Below are 18027 nucleotides of genomic sequence, written 5' to 3' on the forward strand. Positions count from 1 at the left end.
TACAGCAGATCCGTATTCTATGCCCACGCCCAGGTAGGCAGCAAGGTGCTGATCGACAACTCCGTGGACTTTATAGCTGAGGAAAACCGCCCGACCCTGTTTGCCCACACCATCCAGCTGGTGCTGTCAGACTGCGTGGTGACCGAGAAGGAGGAGGAGCTTATACAATACCTTTACTCCGCCCTTGACCTGGATGAGGAGAAAGCGCAGGAAATTGTAAGGGTGATTCTGATTCTCAACAGAGACAAACAATGCAATTGAAGCAGGTTCAAAAATTGCAGCTGAATTGATGCCAATTTTGTTACTTTGTGCACTTTAAATGCGGTGCATGATACGAATTCTACTCAGCTTCCTTCTTCTGTTTTCTGTTTTACAGGCCAATGCCCAGGATCCGGGGCCCTCACCGCTTACTTTAGCAGACCAGCACTTTGACGCCGGTCGCTACCAGGAGGCTGTGGCCGCCTACACGATCGTCATCGCCCGCGACAGCTTCACCTTTGAGCCGTTCTACAACCGGGGGCTGGCATACCTGAACCTCAAAAACTACGAAGCCGCGCTGACAGACCTCGACCGGGCCTTGCTGCTCAATGCAGGAAGCAAAGACGGTTTCAGCAACAGGGCGCTGGTGAAGGTGTACCTGAAGGACATGGAAGGCGCTCAGTATGACTATGGCAAAGCGATCCGTCTCGCACCCCAGGATGCAGCCCTCTACTACCAGTGCGCCCTGGCCCTGCTCCTCGACAACAAAACAGCACCCGCCCGACAGCACTTATTGAAAAGCATTGAACTGGCCCCTTCTGCTCCAGCCCACATCGAACTGGGCAAGCTGAGTGATGGTGCCGGAGACTTTGAAGCAGCCAAACGACACTTCGACAAGGCCATACAGCTGGATGCCACTTCGGCCGAGGCCTACTTCCACAGAGGACTGGCACTGGAACAGCTGGCACAGCACACGGCAGCAGAAGCAGACTATGGCACTACCGTTAAACTGGATCCGGCACACGCTGATGGCTACTTCAACCGGGCCTTGCTCCGTCACATGCGCGGGAACACGTCAGGTGCCATACAGGATCTGACGAAAGTAATTGCCCTGGATAAAAGCCGTTCGGAGGCCTACGCCAATCGCGCCATGGCTTATACCCAGACCGGTCAGACGCAGGAAGCCCTGGCAGACTATAACAAGGCAATCAGCCTTAACAGCAAGAATGCCGAGTTTTATACGAAACGTGGTGAGCTGAAAATCAAAGTGAAAGACTATGCCGGTGGCGAAAAGGACTTCACACGGGCCCTTAGTCTGGATGCACAATCACCTGGCGCATACCTGGGACGCGGCTACTGCTATATGGCCCTGAAACAAACTGCCAAAGCCTGCACCGACCTAACCAAAGCGCACCAGTTGGGCAACCGCAACGCCATGGAGCTGATGAAATACAATAAATGCAATTAAGGTATAGCTGATCAGCTCCCGGTTATACTCCAGCGTCTGCAAGCTATTACTCCTCACGGCTGTCCTGCAGCCTGACCATACTCGCTGAGTTTATACAGTAGCGCAGTCCCCCGGGTTCAGGTCCGTCGTTGAAAACATGGCCCAAATGGCCGCCGCACACATTACAGATCGCCTCCATGCGTTGCATATGATGACTGTCGTCGAAGGTATAGCGGATGGCTCCCCGCCTGGCCGGTTGTGTAAAACTGGGCCAGCCGGAAATGGCGTGGTACTTTTCTGTAGCGTTGAACAGCATTTGTCCACAGCCCGCGCAGGTATAGATTCCCGGCTCGTAAGAGCGGCAGTAGGCATTGCGGTAGGGCGGTTCGGTTGCTTTCTGGCGGAGCACCTGGTACTGAGCTTCCGTCAGCTCTTGCCTCCACTCCTCCTCCGTTTTCTCTACTTTTTCATAAGGTTCAGGATTACCGTATTTGGCGTAGTAGATGATGTCTTTCCAGCGTAGCATGTTCCTTATACGCTGCTATACCTGAACAGTGGAATCCGTTTCTGACATGTCAGGTATAGCTGGGCTTCCTGTCGGTATCCCGCCTCGTACCTCTTCCCATGGCAGCGTCGATGCTCCAGATACCTGAGCCACGGGCAGCCATGTACAGAAACAGAAAGCAGTAAAGCACGGCTTTTTCGCCGTTGTTGAGCAGCGGATTCCAGCCTTCGGGTAGGTGAGCCGTGAAGAAGGCCACCGCCATCTGACCACTGGCAATAAAGGCAGCCCAGCCTGTCAGGAAACCAAACGCGATCATGAGCCCGGCAACCAGTTCGACTATTCCGGCTACCCCCATCATCGAAGCCAGCTCCACTGTACTGCCGTCTCCGGGCCAGCCAAAGAGCTTTTGAGTGCCGTGCATGGCAAACATCAGACCTGAAACAATGCGCAGTATGGCATACAGTTGCGGGCTGTAAGGTCCTAGAAATCTTTCCATAGTTATTGAGATTTACACCTGCTTTTCTTAGCAAGCTGTTAAACAAGCACTTACAAAAAGAGCTAACGTGTTTTGGGGCTTAATGTTGAAATATACCTGCCTGCCGGTGAGTTGCTTCATGGCTATAACAGGTATCCTGCTCAACCTTTTCAGGGGGCTGGTTCGTACAACTAAGTGACCGAAGCCCAGGCGCTCGGTCGATTTATATGTTCTATCTAAAAGAAAACAAACCATGAGCGACAACAATAGAAATATTTCAGAAGACCCAAATTCAAGAAAAGGCGAAGGCGTAAGCGGATTGGGCAAAGGCAAACAGACAGGTCCTGTGGCAGGCGGAGCGGACAATACCCGCGGTGAAAACAAGCCCAGCCGCGAAGGCAGCAGTGGTGGTGCCAAACATGGCAAAGACAACCCGAACGAGCAAAACAGCCCGCAAGGCTCTAATGCCAACCCTACCACCACCAGCCGTGGCGCTGACAGCACCGACAAGGAGTTCCGCAACAACCAGCCGAACGCCAGCACCCTGAAAGGGCACAAGAGCAACGAAGGCCTTGGAAACGAAAAGCACTAGTTTTAAATAAAAAATGGACCAAATGGTCACAAAGCAAAAGCCCCGGCACTAGGTGCCGGGGCTTTTGCTTTTCAGGTGTTTCAACCAGACTTATTTACTTCAATTCATCCAGCACATGGTACATCTTTTTGACCAGCGCTGAGGCGGAGCCGTTGTAGTTGTTCACCACGAAAGCAAAAACATACTCCCGTCCGTCTTTCGCTTTGTGATAACCGGTGAAGCCTTTCGCACCACGAATAGTACCGCTTTTCATTTTCATGCCATTGAACTGTGGCAATGAGGCATAGAAACCAGGGTACCAGTTTTGTTGGCGGGCATGCTGCAGCAGGCGTACCTGTGCATGGGTGGTCACGCGGTTGAGAGGCGACAGTCCCGAGCCGTCCACCATGGCCAGTTCGGATTCCGCTATACCCTGCGTCTTCCAGTGCTGCCTGATCTGTTCCAGTCCTTTGCGGGTGTCGCTGGTGCCGGCGCTATTATAGGCAATGGTCTTCACGAGCGCCTCACCATACAGGTTCACACTCTTGCGGTTAAACCAATACACCACACTGTCCATAGGCGGCGAAGTGACGGTATGAAACAAGGTATAGCCCTGCTGAGGAGAGCCATTGTGCTGCAGCACGGCCTGATGCGGCATGCCTATACCTAACGTTCGGAGCGTATCGGCCAGCATACTCACAAACTGATTGGCACCGGAAGGCAGTGCGCCGGATATTTTAAAGCTGCTTTCGTTGACAGGTATAGTACCCCGGATAGCAGCCGCACTGGTACCTACCGGGAAATAGATATAGGCATTGTCGCCTGTGCCTGCCGCGGCAGAGGTCAGTTCGGAGCGCAAGGTATAGCCGTTGAGGTTCGGCACCGTTTTCACGATCGATACCGGGTCGCCGATCTGCTTTCCTGATCTCAGGATGACATCATACTGATTCTCGCGCCAGTTGAGCTTGGCGGGACCGGCGCCGTAATAGTTGGCAATGTCCTGCCACATCCAGCCATCGGGCACGGTTTCTTCGTTCCAGCCTTCATTGCTCACAACTACCTCTCCCACCGATTTTATACCTGTGCGCTGCAGGGCCTGAGTAATTCCTTTCAGCACATTGCCCTCCTTTGTCAGGGACCAGCGCCAGCTCCCGAAGGTCGGGTCGCCGCTTGGTTGTATCAGCAGCGAAGCGTTATCGCCCGTTTTGCGCAGGGCAAATTTCGTTTCGTAGCGGTAGTCTTTGCCCAGCAGTTCGTAAGCGCTGATGCTGGTGATGATCTTCATGGTGGAGGCCGGAGCGAGTCCTAACCTGCTGTTGCGGTCGAACACAACCTGGCCTGTTTTGGCATCGATGACGTAGAGCGAAGCGATGCCGTTTTGCATTTGTGGGTCGGCTTCAAACTTCTGGAAGGCGGTTGTCAGTTTCGCGGTAGTGGTCTGGGCCAGGGCCAGGGTGTGCGCCAGTGTAAGGGACAGCAGCAGGGCGACTTTTGTAATCGGACGTTTCATAGCCAAAAAATACGCAATTTCGGTGGCTATCCCCAATAATCTACAAAATAAAGCAGCCGCTTCTCTCTCAGGAAAAGCGGCTGCTCAATATGTAGGACCTGTTTATACCCTGAGGTTAACAGACTTAGTCGTTCCAGTCACGGTAGTTTCGGTCTCTCCTATCGAAGTTCCAGTCATGCCCTCCCCTGTTGTAGCGGCGATTGTCATCTGAATCGCTGTTTCTACGAGCTTCATTTCCGTAGTTTCCGGAGATGCTGCGCATGCGGTCTTCGTCACGGTTGTTGTAGCCGGTAGAGCCATAGCCCGTGCTGCCAAAGTCGCGGTAGCCCCGGTCATAGCCTCTATCGTCACGGTCACTGTAAGTGGAGCCAGGGCCGGGCCGGCTGCCGTAGATGTAACCTGTGCCACGGTATCCAGAGTCGCTGTCGTCGCTCATGCGGCCACTGTAGTTGTTGCCCCCTGAGCGGCCGTAGTTCTGGCGACTGTAGTCATCCCGGTCACGGTCATCAAAACCATGCCGTTCGTCTCCGGAGCGGCTTCTGCCGGCATCGCGATAGCGTGGTCCTTCATGTCCTGACATGCCGTAATAGGAATCGCCGTAAGCCGAGCCGCCGCCGTAGGTGCTGCCACCTTCGCCGTAACGTGTGCCCCCACTGAAGTCGCCGTAGGCACGTGCGTCGGACGACATGCGGCTGCGGCTGTCCCGGTTGTCATAGCCACGGTGTTCGCTTTCGTGGTCGCGGCTACTTCCTTCCGGGTCGCGTCTGGACAGGCTGTTGGTATTGCCGGTTCGCGGGTTGCCGTACTGGTCGAAATCAGCGTAGTGGTTTTTGCGTCGGTTATCGTTACGATCAAAATCTCTGTTCATAGCTTCATTATTTTGAGTTAGATTATCTCTCTCATAACGCAGCAGCGCAAAGCATGTTTAATCGGGGCTGTTAACAAGCGGGATTTGCAGTGCGCCATAGCAGGACATACAGCGCTCACCGGCTATACCGGACTGCTGCTAGAGCTTGTGCAGTTGGAAATAACCCAGGTGCATATCATCTTCCGGCTCTGTCGCATTCGGGGTGATCATCAGGCTATACCTTTCTTTGTCTTCAGGAGTCAGGATGTCTTTCACTTGATACACCTCGTCTACGTCTACGCCAAACTTATCATCAATATGTGACGCAGCGCCTTTAAAGCCCGTGTGCTTGTAAAAAGCTGTTTGTTTGGCCTGTTTCACAGCTCCCGCCTGATCGGGTGCCACAGCCAGCATTTTGTAGTGAAACTCGTCGAACTCATTTGGCTTGTAGCCGCCCAGGTTCAGAAAGAAAAGTTTGTCAGGTCCATCCGCTTCAGGTATAGCCGTTTTCGGCACCACCTTTACCTGGTAGCCGTTTACCTGCGTCACTTCACGCCAGGCATCGATGTGGATATTACCCTTCGCCTCCGGCCAGAAAGCCTTGATGGCCGGCACCAGGTCTTTCACCTGTTCGCCAATGGCAAAGAACATATCGTGCTGCTCCGTGTTGCGCCCTGCCGGACGACAGCCCAGCATCAGCATGAAGAGTTTAGGGTTTTGCATATTGATAAGTTAAGGGAATATTTTTTTTTGCAGCTAGATAGAATTCTAACCTCTTTACTTATACCCGATGATCGAAGTAAACGACACCTTCCGCATGGGCTGTCTCGACACCGGGTTGATCGCCTCCACTACACCTGCCGCTTTGAGTGCTTCAAAGGCTTCTTTGTAATTACCCCGGATGTAATTCGTGCCGATGTTGTGGTGGCGGTAAATACTGTCGATGGGCAGGTTGTGGTAATAGCTTCGCTTCTCAGCCAGGTCAGCGATCAGGTTCTTGATCGAGTAGCGATACTGCTCCTGAAACAGCGACAACTGGTGCTTGATATTGGCTCCAAACAGCGGCACGCCATCTTCCTGGTAGTCGCTGTACATGAGCATCAGCTCCTTCATTTTCATATAAGGCGCATCGTTCTTGGAAACAAAAAACAGGTAATGACTTGTCTGGTTCTTTTTGGGCAGACTAATCTTGAAGCGGAAGGTTTTGTAACCCTTCTCCCGGAACACGTCCTCGAATTGGTCGACCATAAAGTCTTCGCGCTGGCCAGCATCCTGGTAGCGGTCACAAAACTCGCGGATCTTCAGCAGGCGCTCTTTTCCAAACACATCCGCCATGATGCTGTCATCGGTGGCTCCCTGCACAGCAGCCCTTAGCTTGGCGGGTGTGAAGAGCATGAACAGGTCCAGCCCCCAGCGGCGCACCGACTGCAAGAGCAGCTGTTGCGAAAACTCATAACCGAATGGATCGAGGTATAGCAACGTAGGTACGTCGTTACCCAGGAGCTTGGCAAGTGAGGCCAGGCTGGCTCCCTCATGCAGCAACACCGGCTTGTGCTGCAACTCTTCGTAGTAGGGCAATTGCTGTAGATTTTCCTTCAGTCTGGCAGTGACGGTCTTTTTCTCGTCATTGAAAAAAGTGCGCACCACTTTGTTCAGGTTATACTTGTCAGTGGCCCCGAAAATGCTGTTGAGCACCCGCACAGGCGTGGCGGGCTTGCCGTCTTCCGGCTTTCCGTCTCCGGCGTACAGGTCAATAAAGGCCAGTACCGGATTGGACTTGTAGCGCTGCCCCTGCAACTGGGCACTGCACCAGGACTTGAAAAACTCGTTCAGCAGCTCTGACTTGATCTCAGCGCTACTGCGTTGCTCTATAAAAAAATCGTTTGTATCGGCAGTAGACATGTACTATTGGTCATTTATGTCTGCCCGGCTGGTTAAATAGGTTAATCCTATACCTGCCCGGTAGACTCACATTTTAAGGAAAGGTAAAGTTAGGGCTTGTTTCAATTATAAGCGTAATTTTGCAGCATGAAACTGACGGGCAACATTCTCAATATTAAAAACAAGCGCGACGACCGCAATGCAGGCATCCTCATCGAGGTGGACAAGATCGAATATGTCACTTACAAGAAGGATGGCAAGTATTACCAGCCTTTAACCTGGAAGTGGAGCTGGAAGAACCGATTGTGATAACCGGCGACCAGTTAGCTCTTAAGCCAGTAAAGCACCTGCAGGAAGGCGAGTACGATTTTGATGTGTATGACAGAGAGGGTGATGACTATGTACTGAACGAAAACAAATTCCTGTCGGTGCTGATGATGTACGACGAAGAGGAACAGGAGCATTTCCTGTCATCGGTAGAGTATACGGTCACGCTTCCAAACGAAGAGTTCAAGGCACTGAAAGAAGAGCAGCATAAACTCCGGCAGTCCCGCAAAGGCCCAGGCAAGAAAAAGAAATAGCCTGCCTTACCTCAGGTATAAAACAGAAAAACCTGTTTCAAGAAATACTTGAAACAGGTTTTTCCTTTTCATGTTCCGTCAAACATGGAAGCAATTCTTCCAAAAGCTTCTACAAGCTTTAATTCAGGTTTACGCCTGTCTGAACGATAACATAATGTCTATACCTAATTGTACGCAAGCCGGCATAGAAGGTTGATGTCCAAACACTTACTTTTTATTCATACCCAGGTAAATACCATAACCGATCAAGCCCGCGCCTAAAGCAAAAAGTACATACTGCTTCTGTTTATTGTCCAGACCGTTGAAAGTGTCCAGGCCGTACTTACCCGGGTTTTTCACTATGTTCATGATATCACCCGGATTTTCCATCAGGTAATTCAAGGGATTAGAGGTTTTTGATGTATTGGTCTTCATAGTTTTCCTTTTTTCTTTTGCTTACGGCAACAGGAGCCGAATAGATGGGAAAATATCAGAAAAGCTATACCTGACGCCGCTGCTTAGTTGGAGGCCTTTATGAGGTAGATGTTACCGTTCAGGGTTGAAAGCCCCATGCTTCTCACCTTTACAAACAAGCATTAATTCGATCAACCGCCGGTGCGGTTCAGTTCCTCCAGGTTGTTGCGGCGGCGCTCTTCTACTTTAGCGCCTCTGCTAAACTTGTAACGCAGGGTAAACCCGATGTTACGCTGTCTGAAATATTGATCCCAGTCACTCACATTGCCCTCGCCCAGCGTAGCTCCAATGATCAGGTGCTGCGTTCCGAAAATATCGTTGGCGTTGATGCTCAGGTCCAGTTTATCATCCATAAAGCTTTTCTTGACACCCACATTTAACCACCAACGCGCATCGGCACGGTAGAGCGCGTAGACACTGGGGCCCTGGTATACCCCGTTCAACTCCAGCTTTACTTTTTTGGGTAACAAAATGGTATGGTTAGACTGCAGCATGTAGAACACCTGGTCGTTCACAGTCTGTCCATTGTCAATCGCAACATTGTACTCATTATAGGCCACGATCAATGTATTGTTCGATTCCCAGTTTTTCATGATGCTGTAGGGTATATTGGCTGTCAGGCTCAGGTTTCTGGAGTCGTCTGCGTTGCCGATATAATACACGGTGGTGGCCGTTTCCGGATCAATAGCTACCAGCTCTACAATAACATCCTGCGTGTGCTGATAGCTCAGGGTCAGGTTGTAAGCCTTTTTAAACACCTGAGAGATGCTGAACGCGTTGGTATACTGCGGCTTAAGGTCTGGATTTCCGAGCCAATAGGTATAAGGGTCGCGGTAGGCAAAAAAGGGATTGAGCTGTCCGTAATTCGGGCGCTGCAGGCGGCGGCTGTAGTTATAGTTGATCTGGTAGTCTTCGCTCACCTTCTGCTGCAGAAACAAGCTCGGGAACAGGTTGAGATAGCTCCGCTTCGTTACATCCCCCGTGGTCAGCAACTCACCTTTCGATTGGGTCTGCTCTGCCCGCAAACCTGACTGCAGGCTAAACCGCTCAGTGAGTTTGGTGTTGAAATTCACATAGGCGGCATAAATGTTCTCGTCGTACACAAAATGGTTTGTACGCCTGGTGTCCAGCACCGGCACTTCGCTGTTGTTAAAGTAAAATCGGGAGTCGGCATCAGATATCACCCGGCTGGCTTTTGCTCCTATTTCCAGCCTGCGGCCTTGTGCCAGTGGTTTCGTGAAATCTACTTTGGCAGCATAGATATCGAACTCATTCGGGGTATTGGTATACAGAAAATCCTGTGTGACGGCACCTGGTTCGGTAAGGTCGTAGAAGTAGTTGTAGAAGTTGGCATCTCCCCTGTTCCTGATCTTTACGAAGTCCAGATCGGCGGTGAGGGTAGTACCCAGGGTATCATACTTGCCCATGTAATGCAGATTGGCCGTTCTGTTAGAAAAGCGGTTCTGGTTGAAATTGTCCGCATCTATAAACTGGGTTGGCTGATCAGGCGAAGGGCCAATGTAAGTCTCTGTCAGGAAATCAGCATGCAACTGGTTGGTGGCATAGTACCCCATGACGCCCACACTGTGCCGGTCATTAAAGCTGTAGTCTGTTCCCAGGCGTACAGCTGGCGGACCCTCCACTTTAAAGTTACCATCTGCCACCTGGTCGAAGTAGGTAGAGGATTCATCGCCTCTGAACACACGGGTGAAGGTGGCATCGCGTCCTCCGACGCGCCGCGCCATATCCAGGTTCAGGAAAGAACTCCACGGTCCGGTCTTGTAATTAACGCTGGCTCCTGTGCTGTAGCCGTATTGCTTAAAGTTGTAGTTTCCACCAGCATACACACTGCCATTCAAACCTTGTACCGTATTCTTTTTCAGGTTGATGTTCAGTATACCTGATGAACCCTCCGCATCATACTTCGCTGATGGGTTTGTGATGATCTCGATGTTGCGGATGTTCTCGGCGGACATACCTTCGAGCAGGGAGCGCAGGTCACGGGCAGAAAGGTAGGTCAGCTTTCCGTCGAGCATTATGGTTACGCCCGCACGTCCGTTCAGCTGAATGTTGCCTTCCTGATCGATGTATACCCCGGGAGAAGTAGCCAGCACATCATAAGCTGTTCGGCCTGCCGCCAATGCCGTACCTTCAATGCTCACTACCATGCGGTCAGCCTCCTGCGTGATCGTAGGCCGAAGCGTCTCCACTGTCACTTCTTTGAGCTGGGTCGCGGTGGGCACTAGTTTGATATTACCTGCAGTTACCTCTGGTTTTGCTGCTGTAACTGCTATCTGGCTGATGAACTTCTTCTGATAGCCCAGGAAGCTGATGGCTAGCTGGTAATTCCCCACAGGCACACCCGTAAAGGAGAAACGGCCTGTTGCATCGGTGAGGGAACTCTGAAGTGCCTGTGTGGAACCTGGCTGCAGCAAGGCGACCGTTGCGTACTCAATGGGCTTGCCAGTAAGAGAGTCCGAAAGCGTGCCGGTGATTTTACCTGCTTCCTGCGCCCGCGCGGCACCTGAAACGGAAAGGAAAAGGCATAGCAATCCCATCAAAAAAAGTACACTTTTTTTCATAGATAATAGAGTTATGATTTTATGTATTCGCCTTCGTATGCGTGGGGTACAAGCTAAAGACACATCTTTCTGTGCACAGTTGCATCCGGCACCAATTTAATCTTACACCCTGCTGCGTCCCCTCTCAAAGGAGACGACCGAGTCTCAGAAACCTTACAGGTCTTTCCAGTTTTATTTTCGGAAGCTGCTAAGGGCTGAGAAGCCTCCGGGTGATTTAAATAAAAGGAAACTTTGGTTTTGAGGAAGGTTACAGAATTTCCTGTTCCTTATTTCAGGTGTAAGCAGCGCTTCAGGTTAATCAAAGCGTAGGTTACGCACAGGGTTGGCCATGGCAGCTTTCAGTGCCTGGTAGCTGATGGTGATAAGCGCTACCGCAGCGGCTGCTATACCTGCCAGCAGGAAGGCCCAAACAGGCATATCGATGCGATAGGCAAAATCCTGTAGCCAGGTCCGCATGGCATACCAGGCCAGCGGGAAGGCGATGAGAGCCGACACGACAATCAGGGCCAGAAACTCTTTGGAGAGCAGGGCGACAATGGCACTGTTGTCAGCACCCAGCACCTTGCGTATACCGATCTCCTTTTTCCTGCGCTCAGCAGCGTAGGCAGCCAGTCCGAGCAGCCCCAGACAGGCCACAAATATGGCTATACCTGTAAAGATCCAGAGCAGGGTTTTGAGTTTATCTTCGGCCTTGTACATCTTTTCGAAGTTCTCGTCCATAAAAATGTACTCGATCGGGTAGTCAGGCGCAAATTTGTTCCATACTTTCTCTACCTGCTCTATGGCACCTGCAATATGCTGCGCATCTACTTTCACAGCCACTTTCCAATTGGCGCCCGGGAAGATCTGCAGTACCGTAGGGTCAACCTTATCGTAGAGGCTCTTGAAATGGAAGTCTTTTACCACACCGATGATTTTGCCTTCCTTCAGGGTGTCCTTATCAGCGTTGTTCCATACATTCCAGCGCAGGGTCTGCCCCAGCGCTTGCTCAGGTGAGCCATAGCCTAGTTCCCGCACTGCTGTTTCATTGATCATGAAGGCATGGTCGGCATCGGTTCTATGCGCTTTGGAGAAAGGCCTTCCGGCCACCACCTGCACGTTCAGGGTATTGATGTAGTCATAGTCGACCATCAGATGCGTCACACCGTGGTGCACCTGCTCCCCGTTTCTGGGCACAATGATGCCGTCCCCTGCCGTGGCATCACCCGGAAAGCCGTAGCCAATAGACACATTCTTAATCCCAGGAACATTTCGCAGCTCATTTTTGAAGGTCTCATAATTATCGAACATATGCTCACCCCGCATTTGGAAGAACATGATCTGCTCCCTGTCAAAGCCCAAATCCTTGTTATGCAGATAAGACACCTGCTGGTAAACGATGAAGGCACAGATGATGAGGAAAATAGAGAGGGCGAACTGCACCACAATCAGTCCGTGGCGCAGCCACTGTATCCGGCCAACCTTGCTATCAACCACCACGGCACTTTTCAGCACCTTAACAGGCTGGAAACCAGAGAGCACAAGGGCCGGGTAAAAGCCTGCCAGCAAACCGACCACCAGGGTCAGACCGAGCAAAAGCAGCAGTAGTTCCGGATTTGTGAAGACGTTGAAGCTCATTTCTTTGCCCGTAAAGGCATTGAGCGAAGGTAGCAGCAGGGAAGTAAGCGCTGCCGAGAAGATCACACTAATAAGGGTGAGTAGCAGGGTTTCGCCCAGAAATTGCATTACGAGCTGCCCGCGGCTGGCACCAATGGACTTACGCACACCCACCTCTTTTGCCCGCTGCATTGATTTGGCCGTGGCCAGGTTTACGAAGTTGAAACAGGCAATCAATAGGATGAACACTGCAATGATACTCAGCGCCTTGACATAGGTAATGTTACCACGGATAGCCTGGTCGTGCTTAAAACTGGCTGAATGCAGGTATACCTCATCGAGCGGCTGCAGCACCGGTTTGTAATCATAAGGCTCATTGGTATCAGGATTGCGCTGCTTTGCCACGATCTCCCTGAACTTGGACTGCAGGAACTGCGGGTTGCCGCCATCCTTCAGCTTAACATAAGTATAAAACTGTTGCCAGTTCCAGCTCTTCATACGCTCTGCCGGCAGTTCGGCGGTTTCCATCGAATGTATGAAGTTTACAGGCAGGTGAAAGCGCTCCTCGGTGCTGAACACACCCCGTACAATGTAAGGCTGCTTGTTTACGGATACCTGCTTCCCTACAGGGTTGATGTCCCCAAACACCCGCTGCGAAAATTCATCTGAGATCACGATGGAAGAAGGATCTGCCAGGGCTTTATCGGGTGAGCCGTATACAAATGGCAGCTGGAAGATGTCAAAAAAACCGGGATCAACGAAAAAGCGGCCTTTCTCATAGATCCGCTTCTCTCCTGCCTCCACCAGGTTATTGGCATCGAATTGCTGCATGAGAATCCGCACCGCCTGCTCCACCTCCGGGAAATCCTGCTCCAGCGTAGTGGCAAATGTAGGCGGCACTGGTGCCACCATTTCGCCAGCTTCTTTGGCTGACTTATCGTTATACACCCGGTATACCTGTTCGCCTTCCGGCAGGAACTTGTCGTACTGCAACTCGTCGTACACAAACAGGCCAATCAGCAGGCAGGCTGTAATGCCCAGGGCCAGACCAGCGATGTTGATGAAGGAAAAGCCTTTGTGCCGAAGCAGGTTTCGGTAAGCGGTTTTGACGTAGTTTCTGAACATGACGCTCAATTTAGTGGATGATGCGATATAGAATGACTCCGGCAATTCCGATCTTTAGAAAAGAACAGCCTGTCTGCTGCATTTGATACAGAGCAAATGCCATAAATTTATATTATTGATTACCAACAACTTACCCAATAATACCAACTTGATTGCGTACATTTTCGCGCAGCTGGTGTGCGATTTCGCACGCCTTTTTTTACAGAAAAGTCTGTTTTAGCTTCGTAATCAGCGAGTTGTATTAATGGCATAATTATAGTTTATTTAGGTACTATATCATACCTGCTTATGCTGTTAAAAAAGGCCTCCATACTGATTGTTGATGATGATGCCGATGTGCTCACGGCTGTCCGTCTGATGCTCCGGCCACAGGTGAAAGAAATTGTGACGGAAAAGAACCCCGAACAGCTCCCCATTTTGCTGAAGCAGTACAGCTTCGATGCTATTCTGCTCGACATGAACTTCAAGAGTGCCATCCATACCGGCAACGAGGGTTTATATTGGCTACAGAAAATAAAGGAGTTGCGGCCGGAAGTGGCTGTCATCATGATCACGGCCTATGGCGATATTGATCTGGCCATCAGGTCCCTGAAAGAAGGTGCCTCGATTTTGTAGTAAAGCCCTGGCACAACGAGAAACTGCTCGGCACGATTACCAATGCGGTAAGCCAAAGGGTAAACGGCGGCAAAACAACGGCCTCAGGTGCAAACATTCCTTCCAGCGACTTTGAACTGCTTGGCGAGTCGGATGTCATGCAGGACATTAAGCTCAAAATAAAGAAAATAGCCCCCACCGACGCCAACATCCTGATACTGGGTGAGAACGGAACCGGTAAGGAGCTGGTGGCTAAAGCCATTCATGAACAGTCGCTGCGGGCTGCCAAACCCTTTGTGAAAGTAGACGTGGGTGCACTGACCGATTCGCTCTTCGAGAGTGAGTTGTTCGGTCACAAAAAGGCGCTTTTACCGACGCCCGTGAGGACCGCGCCGGACGTTTTGAAGCCGCACAGGGCGGTACCATCTTCCTGGATGAAATAGGTAACATCTCGCTGCACCAACAGTCTAAGTTGCTGAGTGTGCTGCAAAACCGCCAGGTGATCCGGGTGGGCGCAAATGAACCGGTGAACATCGACGTGCGCCTGCTCTGCGCGACCAACGTACCGCTGAGCGAACTGGCAAACGAGTCACGCTTCCGCAAGGACCTTATTTACCGCATCAACACCGTGGAGATTCTGATACCGCCACTTCGAAAGAGAGGAAAAGACATTGTGCTGCTGGCCACGCACTTTGCGCAGGTATACGCGCACAAATACATGAAACCGGTACCAGAACTCAGTAAGGCGGCACAGGATAAACTGCTGCACTATCACTTCCCCGGCAATGTGCGGGAGCTGCAGTACGCTATCGAGCGGGCGGTCATTATGGCCGATGAAGCGCTGCTGGATGCCGCTGACATCCTCTTTTCTCCCATAGAGGCGGCACCGGCAGGCGAAGCGCTGGAGCAGGGCACCAATCTGGAAGAACTTGAGAAGCTGACCATCAATAAAGTGCTGCAAATGCACAACGGCAACCTGACCCGAACTGCCAAAGAACTCGGCATTACCAGAACGGCCCTTTACCGTCGCATGAACAAGTATGGGCTTTAAGAACTTGGAATGGGCGCTGATTGCAAGGGTCATGCTACTGCTTATCACCCTGAGCGTCCCGGCTTTTGTCATCGTCAGGGGCTGGTCGGAGGCGCTTGTCTTTTGGCTGCCGGTCTTTATTCTTCAGGTTGTGGATCTGCTCCGCTTTCTGCGCAAAACCCAGACGGAGTTTAACCAGTTTATCGAGTCTGTACACTACCGCGATTTCTCCCGGCACTTTGATGAGCAGCATGCCTATACCCAGCTGCAGCCGCTTCGTAAAGGCTTCAACGAGATCAACTCCACCTTTAAAACTATCACCCTCGAAAAAGAAACCCAGTACCACAATCTGCAGAAAGTGGTGGAACTGGTGGAAACCGGCATTCTGTCCTACAACATGGAAAACGGGGAGGTGGTGCTTATGAACGAGTCGCTCCGCAAGCTGCTGCATGTGCCTTTCATGAAAACGATCCATTACCTGTCCAAAAGAGACAAGGAGCTATACGAAGCCATACTTGCCCTGGAGCCCGGTCATACCCGCATCGCAACGGCGCATACCACCCATTTTGAGAAGAATACCACGAAAGTGCTGCTCTCCGCCACCGCGCTGCAAAACGAAGGAAACAGGTATAAGCTGGTCGCTTTTCAGAACGTGAACGAAGCCCTGGATGAAACAGAATCGCAGGCTTGGCAGAAGCTGCTGAACGTGCTCACGCACGAGATCATGAATTCGGTTGCCCCCATCTCCTCCCTGGCGGACACCCTGAAAAACCGCCTGCAGCAAACCCAACCCACAGGTATAACAGCAGAAGATCTGGAGGACCTGGAAGTAGGCATCAGCACGATCAAGCAGCGAAGCGAGGGCTTGCTGCGCTTTGCCGAAACCTACCGCAACCTGAACAAGATCACGAAGCTGAACCTGGACACGGTGTATGTGAAGGACCTCTTCTCCAACCTGCAGCGTTTGATGCTCCCAACCCTGACGCAGAAGGTATACAGTTGGAAACAAATCTGGCTAATCCCTATATTTCGCTGCACGCCGACCCTGCCCTGCTGGACCAGGTGCTGATCAACCTGCTGGTCAATGCCATGGAAGCTGTGAAGACGGTGGAAGCACCCCAAATCACCCTTGCAGCCTATACCTCCCCTGACGAGAAAACGGTGATCAAGGTCATGGACAACGGCATCGGGATGTCGCAGGAAGTACAGGAGAAAATTTTTATACCTTTCTTTAGCACACGCAAGCAAGGCAGCGGCATTGGATTGAGCCTCTGCAAACAGATCGTGCTGCTGCACCGGGGGACCATACAGGTGCAGTCAGCCCCGGGAGAGGGTACTACTTTTATGCTGCGTTTCGGGCAATGAAATCTGAAAAGCCTCGTATAGGATTCAGAAAACAATAACCTCAAAGCTTACCCATGTTTCTGCTTCCGCATCTGGCACTTCTGCTCATACTCACTACCACCCTCTTCGATACCTTCGCAAACCTGGACCTGGCCACATTGCAAATGCTGAACGGCGACCGGGCAACAGACCTGGATTATCTGCTGCTCACGTTGACTGTTACTGCCTACGGACTTGGTGCCCTGGTACCGCTTTGCCTATACCTGGCGGGGCATTTCAGGAGGATGGTTTCGCTCAAGCTGAAAGCCTACCAGTATGTATTTGCCATGGGGCTGAATATCCTGTTCATAGGCTTGCTGAAGTATACCGTTGATCGCCCCCGCCCTTTTGTAACCCACGACACGATTGAGCAGATCGCGGAGGCCAGCAGTCCCTCCTTCCCTTCCGGCCACACTGCTTTTGCGTTCACAGCGGCCGTTGTGCTGGTGCTGATGTTCCGCAACCCGGCTCTTCGCGGCCTCATACTGACTTGGGCCCTGCTCGTGGCCTACTCCAGACTGGCCCTGGGTGTGCACTACCCTAGCGACGTGCTCGGATCGGTGCTTCTTGGATCGGCCGCCGCCTTTCTTTCCACCTACGCCTTCCGGAAACACCGCGAGCAGTTTTATGCGTTGCTCAGGCGAGGTCGGAATCTGAGGATAGTACGGTAGGTATAGCAGTGTTTTAAAGTGCAACTTGTCAGTCGATAACCGGCCAAGTGTAGCTCTGAAAGTTAAAACATCCGTGGCTGTTGCACAACTATCTGAATACAACCGTAAGCATATAGGTTAAACTTTTGGTGGTATGCAGGGCAGGAAGACTTTCAAGGATGAGAAGGAGCTGCACTTCTCGCTCTCGGCGCACGTGCCGGAGCACAACTTTTATCGGCAGCTCAAGCAGCAACTGGATCTCGATTTTCTCTACGAGCTGACCCGGCCCCTCTATGGCAGCTGCGGTCAGCATAGCATCGACCCGGTTGTGTTCTTCAAGCTTTGCCTGGTGGGCTACCTGGAGAACATCGTCTCCGACAGAAAACTCATCGAGCACTGCAGCCTGCGGCTGGACCTGCTTTTCTTTCTGGATTACCAGCTCGACGAGCCGCTGCCCTGGCACTCCACACTAAGCCGCACCCGCCAGCTGTACCCGGAGGCCTTGTTTGAAGCCTTGTTCAATAAGGTGTTTACCCTGTGCGTGGAGAAAGGCATGGTGTCGGGCAGCACGCAAGCCATCGACTCGGCGCCCGTCAAGGCCAATGCCTCTATGGAGAACTTGGTTCTCAAGCAAGCTGCCCTACCTGTAGAAAACCAAGAAAAGATAAAAGAGGCTAATGCTGATCTTTCCTCGGCACACTACATCACGGCCCCAGAGCACCAACTCAAGCGGCTTAAGAGGCGCTGGCAGCGGCTGAACGAGCGTCCCGCAGGGGCTGTCGGCTCATCCAACGAAAAGGCGCAGCTGCTGAGCTGGC

At 51.8% G+C, this 18027-nt stretch carries 18 protein-coding genes and 1 pseudogene; 10 read left to right on the forward strand and 9 right to left on the reverse strand.

Annotated elements, in window-relative coordinates:
• Both O71_RS24440 and O71_RS19150 read left to right on the forward strand, forming a co-directional pair.
• Window positions 1-261: hypothetical protein (locus tag O71_RS24440; protein ID WP_007660309.1), on the forward strand; the 261-nt coding region annotated here is incomplete at its 5' end.
• A 67-nt stretch (window positions 262-328) separates the two neighbouring features.
• A complete protein-coding gene (locus tag O71_RS19150) occupies window positions 329-1447 on the forward strand; it encodes a tetratricopeptide repeat protein (RefSeq protein WP_007660310.1) in 1119 nt (372 codons plus the stop codon).
• A gap of 46 nt (window positions 1448-1493) precedes the next feature.
• Here O71_RS19150 and msrB read toward each other — a convergent pair whose 3' ends face one another.
• On the reverse strand, window positions 1494-1952 hold the full coding sequence (msrB, locus tag O71_RS19155; RefSeq protein ID WP_007660312.1) for a peptide-methionine (R)-S-oxide reductase MsrB: 459 nt from the start codon (window positions 1950-1952) through the stop codon (window positions 1494-1496).
• Window positions 1953-2001: 49 nt separating this feature from the next.
• Window positions 2002-2427 carry a DoxX family protein gene (locus O71_RS19160; protein ID WP_007660314.1) on the reverse strand — a complete coding sequence of 142 codons (426 nt, stop codon included), beginning with the start codon at window positions 2425-2427 and terminating at the stop codon, window positions 2002-2004.
• A 232-nt stretch (window positions 2428-2659) separates the two neighbouring features.
• On the opposite strand from O71_RS19160, the gene O71_RS19165 reads away from it, so the two are divergent.
• The gene (locus O71_RS19165) at window positions 2660-2998 is read left to right on the forward strand and encodes a hypothetical protein (protein WP_007660316.1); all 339 of its coding nucleotides are present in this window, start codon (window positions 2660-2662) and stop codon (window positions 2996-2998) included.
• Between the two features lie 94 nt (window positions 2999-3092).
• On the opposite strand, the gene dacB is transcribed toward O71_RS19165, so the two are convergent.
• The 4 genes from dacB to tcmP all read right to left on the reverse strand — a co-directional run bounded on the left by dacB (window position 3093) and on the right by tcmP (window position 7236).
• Window positions 3093-4487, reverse strand: coding sequence for a D-alanyl-D-alanine carboxypeptidase/D-alanyl-D-alanine-endopeptidase (gene dacB, locus O71_RS19170; protein ID WP_007660318.1), 1395 nt, complete (start codon window positions 4485-4487; stop codon window positions 3093-3095).
• Between the two features lie 124 nt (window positions 4488-4611).
• Window positions 4612-5355 (reverse strand): hypothetical protein, encoded by a 744-nt coding sequence (locus tag O71_RS19175; protein WP_007660319.1) that lies wholly within the window; start codon window positions 5353-5355, stop codon window positions 4612-4614.
• Window positions 5356-5493: 138 nt separating this feature from the next.
• A complete protein-coding gene (locus O71_RS19180) occupies window positions 5494-6057 on the reverse strand; it encodes a DUF1543 domain-containing protein (RefSeq protein ID WP_007660320.1) in 564 nt (187 codons plus the stop codon).
• 54 nt (window positions 6058-6111) lie between these two features.
• Complete coding sequence (tcmP, locus tag O71_RS19185) at window positions 6112-7236, reverse strand: three-Cys-motif partner protein TcmP (protein WP_007660321.1); 1125 nt, start codon at window positions 7234-7236, stop codon at window positions 6112-6114.
• A gap of 126 nt (window positions 7237-7362) precedes the next feature.
• On the opposite strand from tcmP, the gene O71_RS24105 reads away from it, so the two are divergent.
• Together O71_RS24105 and O71_RS19190 are read left to right on the forward strand one after the other, a co-directional pair.
• On the forward strand, window positions 7363-7524 hold the full coding sequence (locus tag O71_RS24105) for a hypothetical protein (protein WP_155801018.1): 162 nt from the start codon (window positions 7363-7365) through the stop codon (window positions 7522-7524).
• Window positions 7500-7796 carry a hypothetical protein gene (locus tag O71_RS19190; protein WP_007660322.1) on the forward strand — a complete coding sequence of 99 codons (297 nt, stop codon included), beginning with the start codon at window positions 7500-7502 and terminating at the stop codon, window positions 7794-7796. The genes O71_RS24105 and O71_RS19190 overlap by 25 nt, the downstream gene beginning before the upstream one ends.
• A 207-nt stretch (window positions 7797-8003) precedes the next feature.
• Here the strand turns inward: O71_RS19190 and O71_RS19195 are convergent, their stop codons facing one another.
• From O71_RS19195 to O71_RS19205, 3 genes are all read right to left on the reverse strand, one after another.
• Window positions 8004-8210: a hypothetical protein gene (locus O71_RS19195; RefSeq protein WP_007660323.1), complete on the reverse strand. Its 207-nt coding sequence runs from the start codon at window positions 8208-8210 to the stop codon at window positions 8004-8006.
• 170 nt (window positions 8211-8380) lie between these two features.
• The gene (locus O71_RS19200) at window positions 8381-10831 is read right to left on the reverse strand and encodes an outer membrane beta-barrel family protein (RefSeq protein ID WP_007660324.1); all 2451 of its coding nucleotides are present in this window, start codon (window positions 10829-10831) and stop codon (window positions 8381-8383) included.
• A 294-nt stretch (window positions 10832-11125) separates the two neighbouring features.
• Complete coding sequence (locus O71_RS19205; protein ID WP_007660332.1) at window positions 11126-13552, reverse strand: ABC transporter permease; 2427 nt, start codon at window positions 13550-13552, stop codon at window positions 11126-11128.
• Window positions 13553-13840: 288 nt separating this feature from the next.
• Here O71_RS19205 and O71_RS19210 point away from each other — a divergent pair.
• The 5 genes and pseudogenes from O71_RS19210 to O71_RS19225 all read left to right on the forward strand — a co-directional run.
• Window positions 13841-15197 (forward strand): annotated as a pseudogene (locus O71_RS19210) (sigma-54-dependent transcriptional regulator).
• A complete protein-coding gene (locus O71_RS19215) occupies window positions 15187-16245 on the forward strand; it encodes a PAS domain-containing sensor histidine kinase (protein ID WP_237717910.1) in 1059 nt (352 codons plus the stop codon). The pseudogene O71_RS19210 and the gene O71_RS19215 overlap by 11 nt, the downstream one beginning before the upstream one ends.
• Complete coding sequence (locus tag O71_RS26045; RefSeq protein WP_237717911.1) at window positions 16176-16541, forward strand: PAS domain-containing sensor histidine kinase; 366 nt, start codon at window positions 16176-16178, stop codon at window positions 16539-16541. Before O71_RS19215 ends, O71_RS26045 begins: the two co-directional genes overlap by 70 nt.
• 53 nt (window positions 16542-16594) lie before the next feature.
• Complete coding sequence (locus O71_RS22175; RefSeq protein ID WP_007660333.1) at window positions 16595-17230, forward strand: phosphatase PAP2 family protein; 636 nt, start codon at window positions 16595-16597, stop codon at window positions 17228-17230.
• Window positions 17231-17363: 133 nt separating this feature from the next.
• A partial coding sequence (locus O71_RS19225; RefSeq protein ID WP_007660334.1) for a transposase occupies window positions 17364-18027 on the forward strand: 664 nt, incomplete at its 3' end.

This window comes from Pontibacter sp. BAB1700, assembly GCF_000277005.1.
Classification (GTDB): Bacteria; Bacteroidota; Bacteroidia; order Cytophagales; family Hymenobacteraceae; genus Pontibacter; species Pontibacter lucknowensis.

Coding starts and splice junctions, on each gene's coding strand:
- O71_RS19200 (WP_007660324.1), bottom strand. CDS start 10,831: ATGAAAAAAAGTGTACTTTTTTTGATGGGATTGCTATGCCTTTTCCTT.
- O71_RS19215 (WP_237717910.1), top strand. CDS start 15,187: ATGGGCTTTAAGAACTTGGAATGGGCGCTGATTGCAAGGGTCATGCTA.
- O71_RS19180 (WP_007660320.1), bottom strand. CDS start 6,057: ATGCAAAACCCTAAACTCTTCATGCTGATGCTGGGCTGTCGTCCGGCA.
- O71_RS19175 (WP_007660319.1), bottom strand. CDS start 5,355: ATGAACAGAGATTTTGATCGTAACGATAACCGACGCAAAAACCACTAC.
- O71_RS19195 (WP_007660323.1), bottom strand. CDS start 8,210: ATGAAGACCAATACATCAAAAACCTCTAATCCCTTGAATTACCTGATG.
- tcmP (WP_007660321.1), bottom strand. CDS start 7,236: ATGTCTACTGCCGATACAAACGATTTTTTTATAGAGCAACGCAGTAGC.
- O71_RS19160 (WP_007660314.1), bottom strand. CDS start 2,427: ATGGAAAGATTTCTAGGACCTTACAGCCCGCAACTGTATGCCATACTG.
- dacB (WP_007660318.1), bottom strand. CDS start 4,487: ATGAAACGTCCGATTACAAAAGTCGCCCTGCTGCTGTCCCTTACACTG.
- msrB (WP_007660312.1), bottom strand. CDS start 1,952: ATGCTACGCTGGAAAGACATCATCTACTACGCCAAATACGGTAATCCT.
- O71_RS19150 (WP_007660310.1), top strand. CDS start 329: ATGATACGAATTCTACTCAGCTTCCTTCTTCTGTTTTCTGTTTTACAG.
- O71_RS22175 (WP_007660333.1), top strand. CDS start 16,595: ATGTTTCTGCTTCCGCATCTGGCACTTCTGCTCATACTCACTACCACC.
- O71_RS19165 (WP_007660316.1), top strand. CDS start 2,660: ATGAGCGACAACAATAGAAATATTTCAGAAGACCCAAATTCAAGAAAA.
- O71_RS19205 (WP_007660332.1), bottom strand. CDS start 13,552: ATGTTCAGAAACTACGTCAAAACCGCTTACCGAAACCTGCTTCGGCAC.
- O71_RS24105 (WP_155801018.1), top strand. CDS start 7,363: ATGAAACTGACGGGCAACATTCTCAATATTAAAAACAAGCGCGACGAC.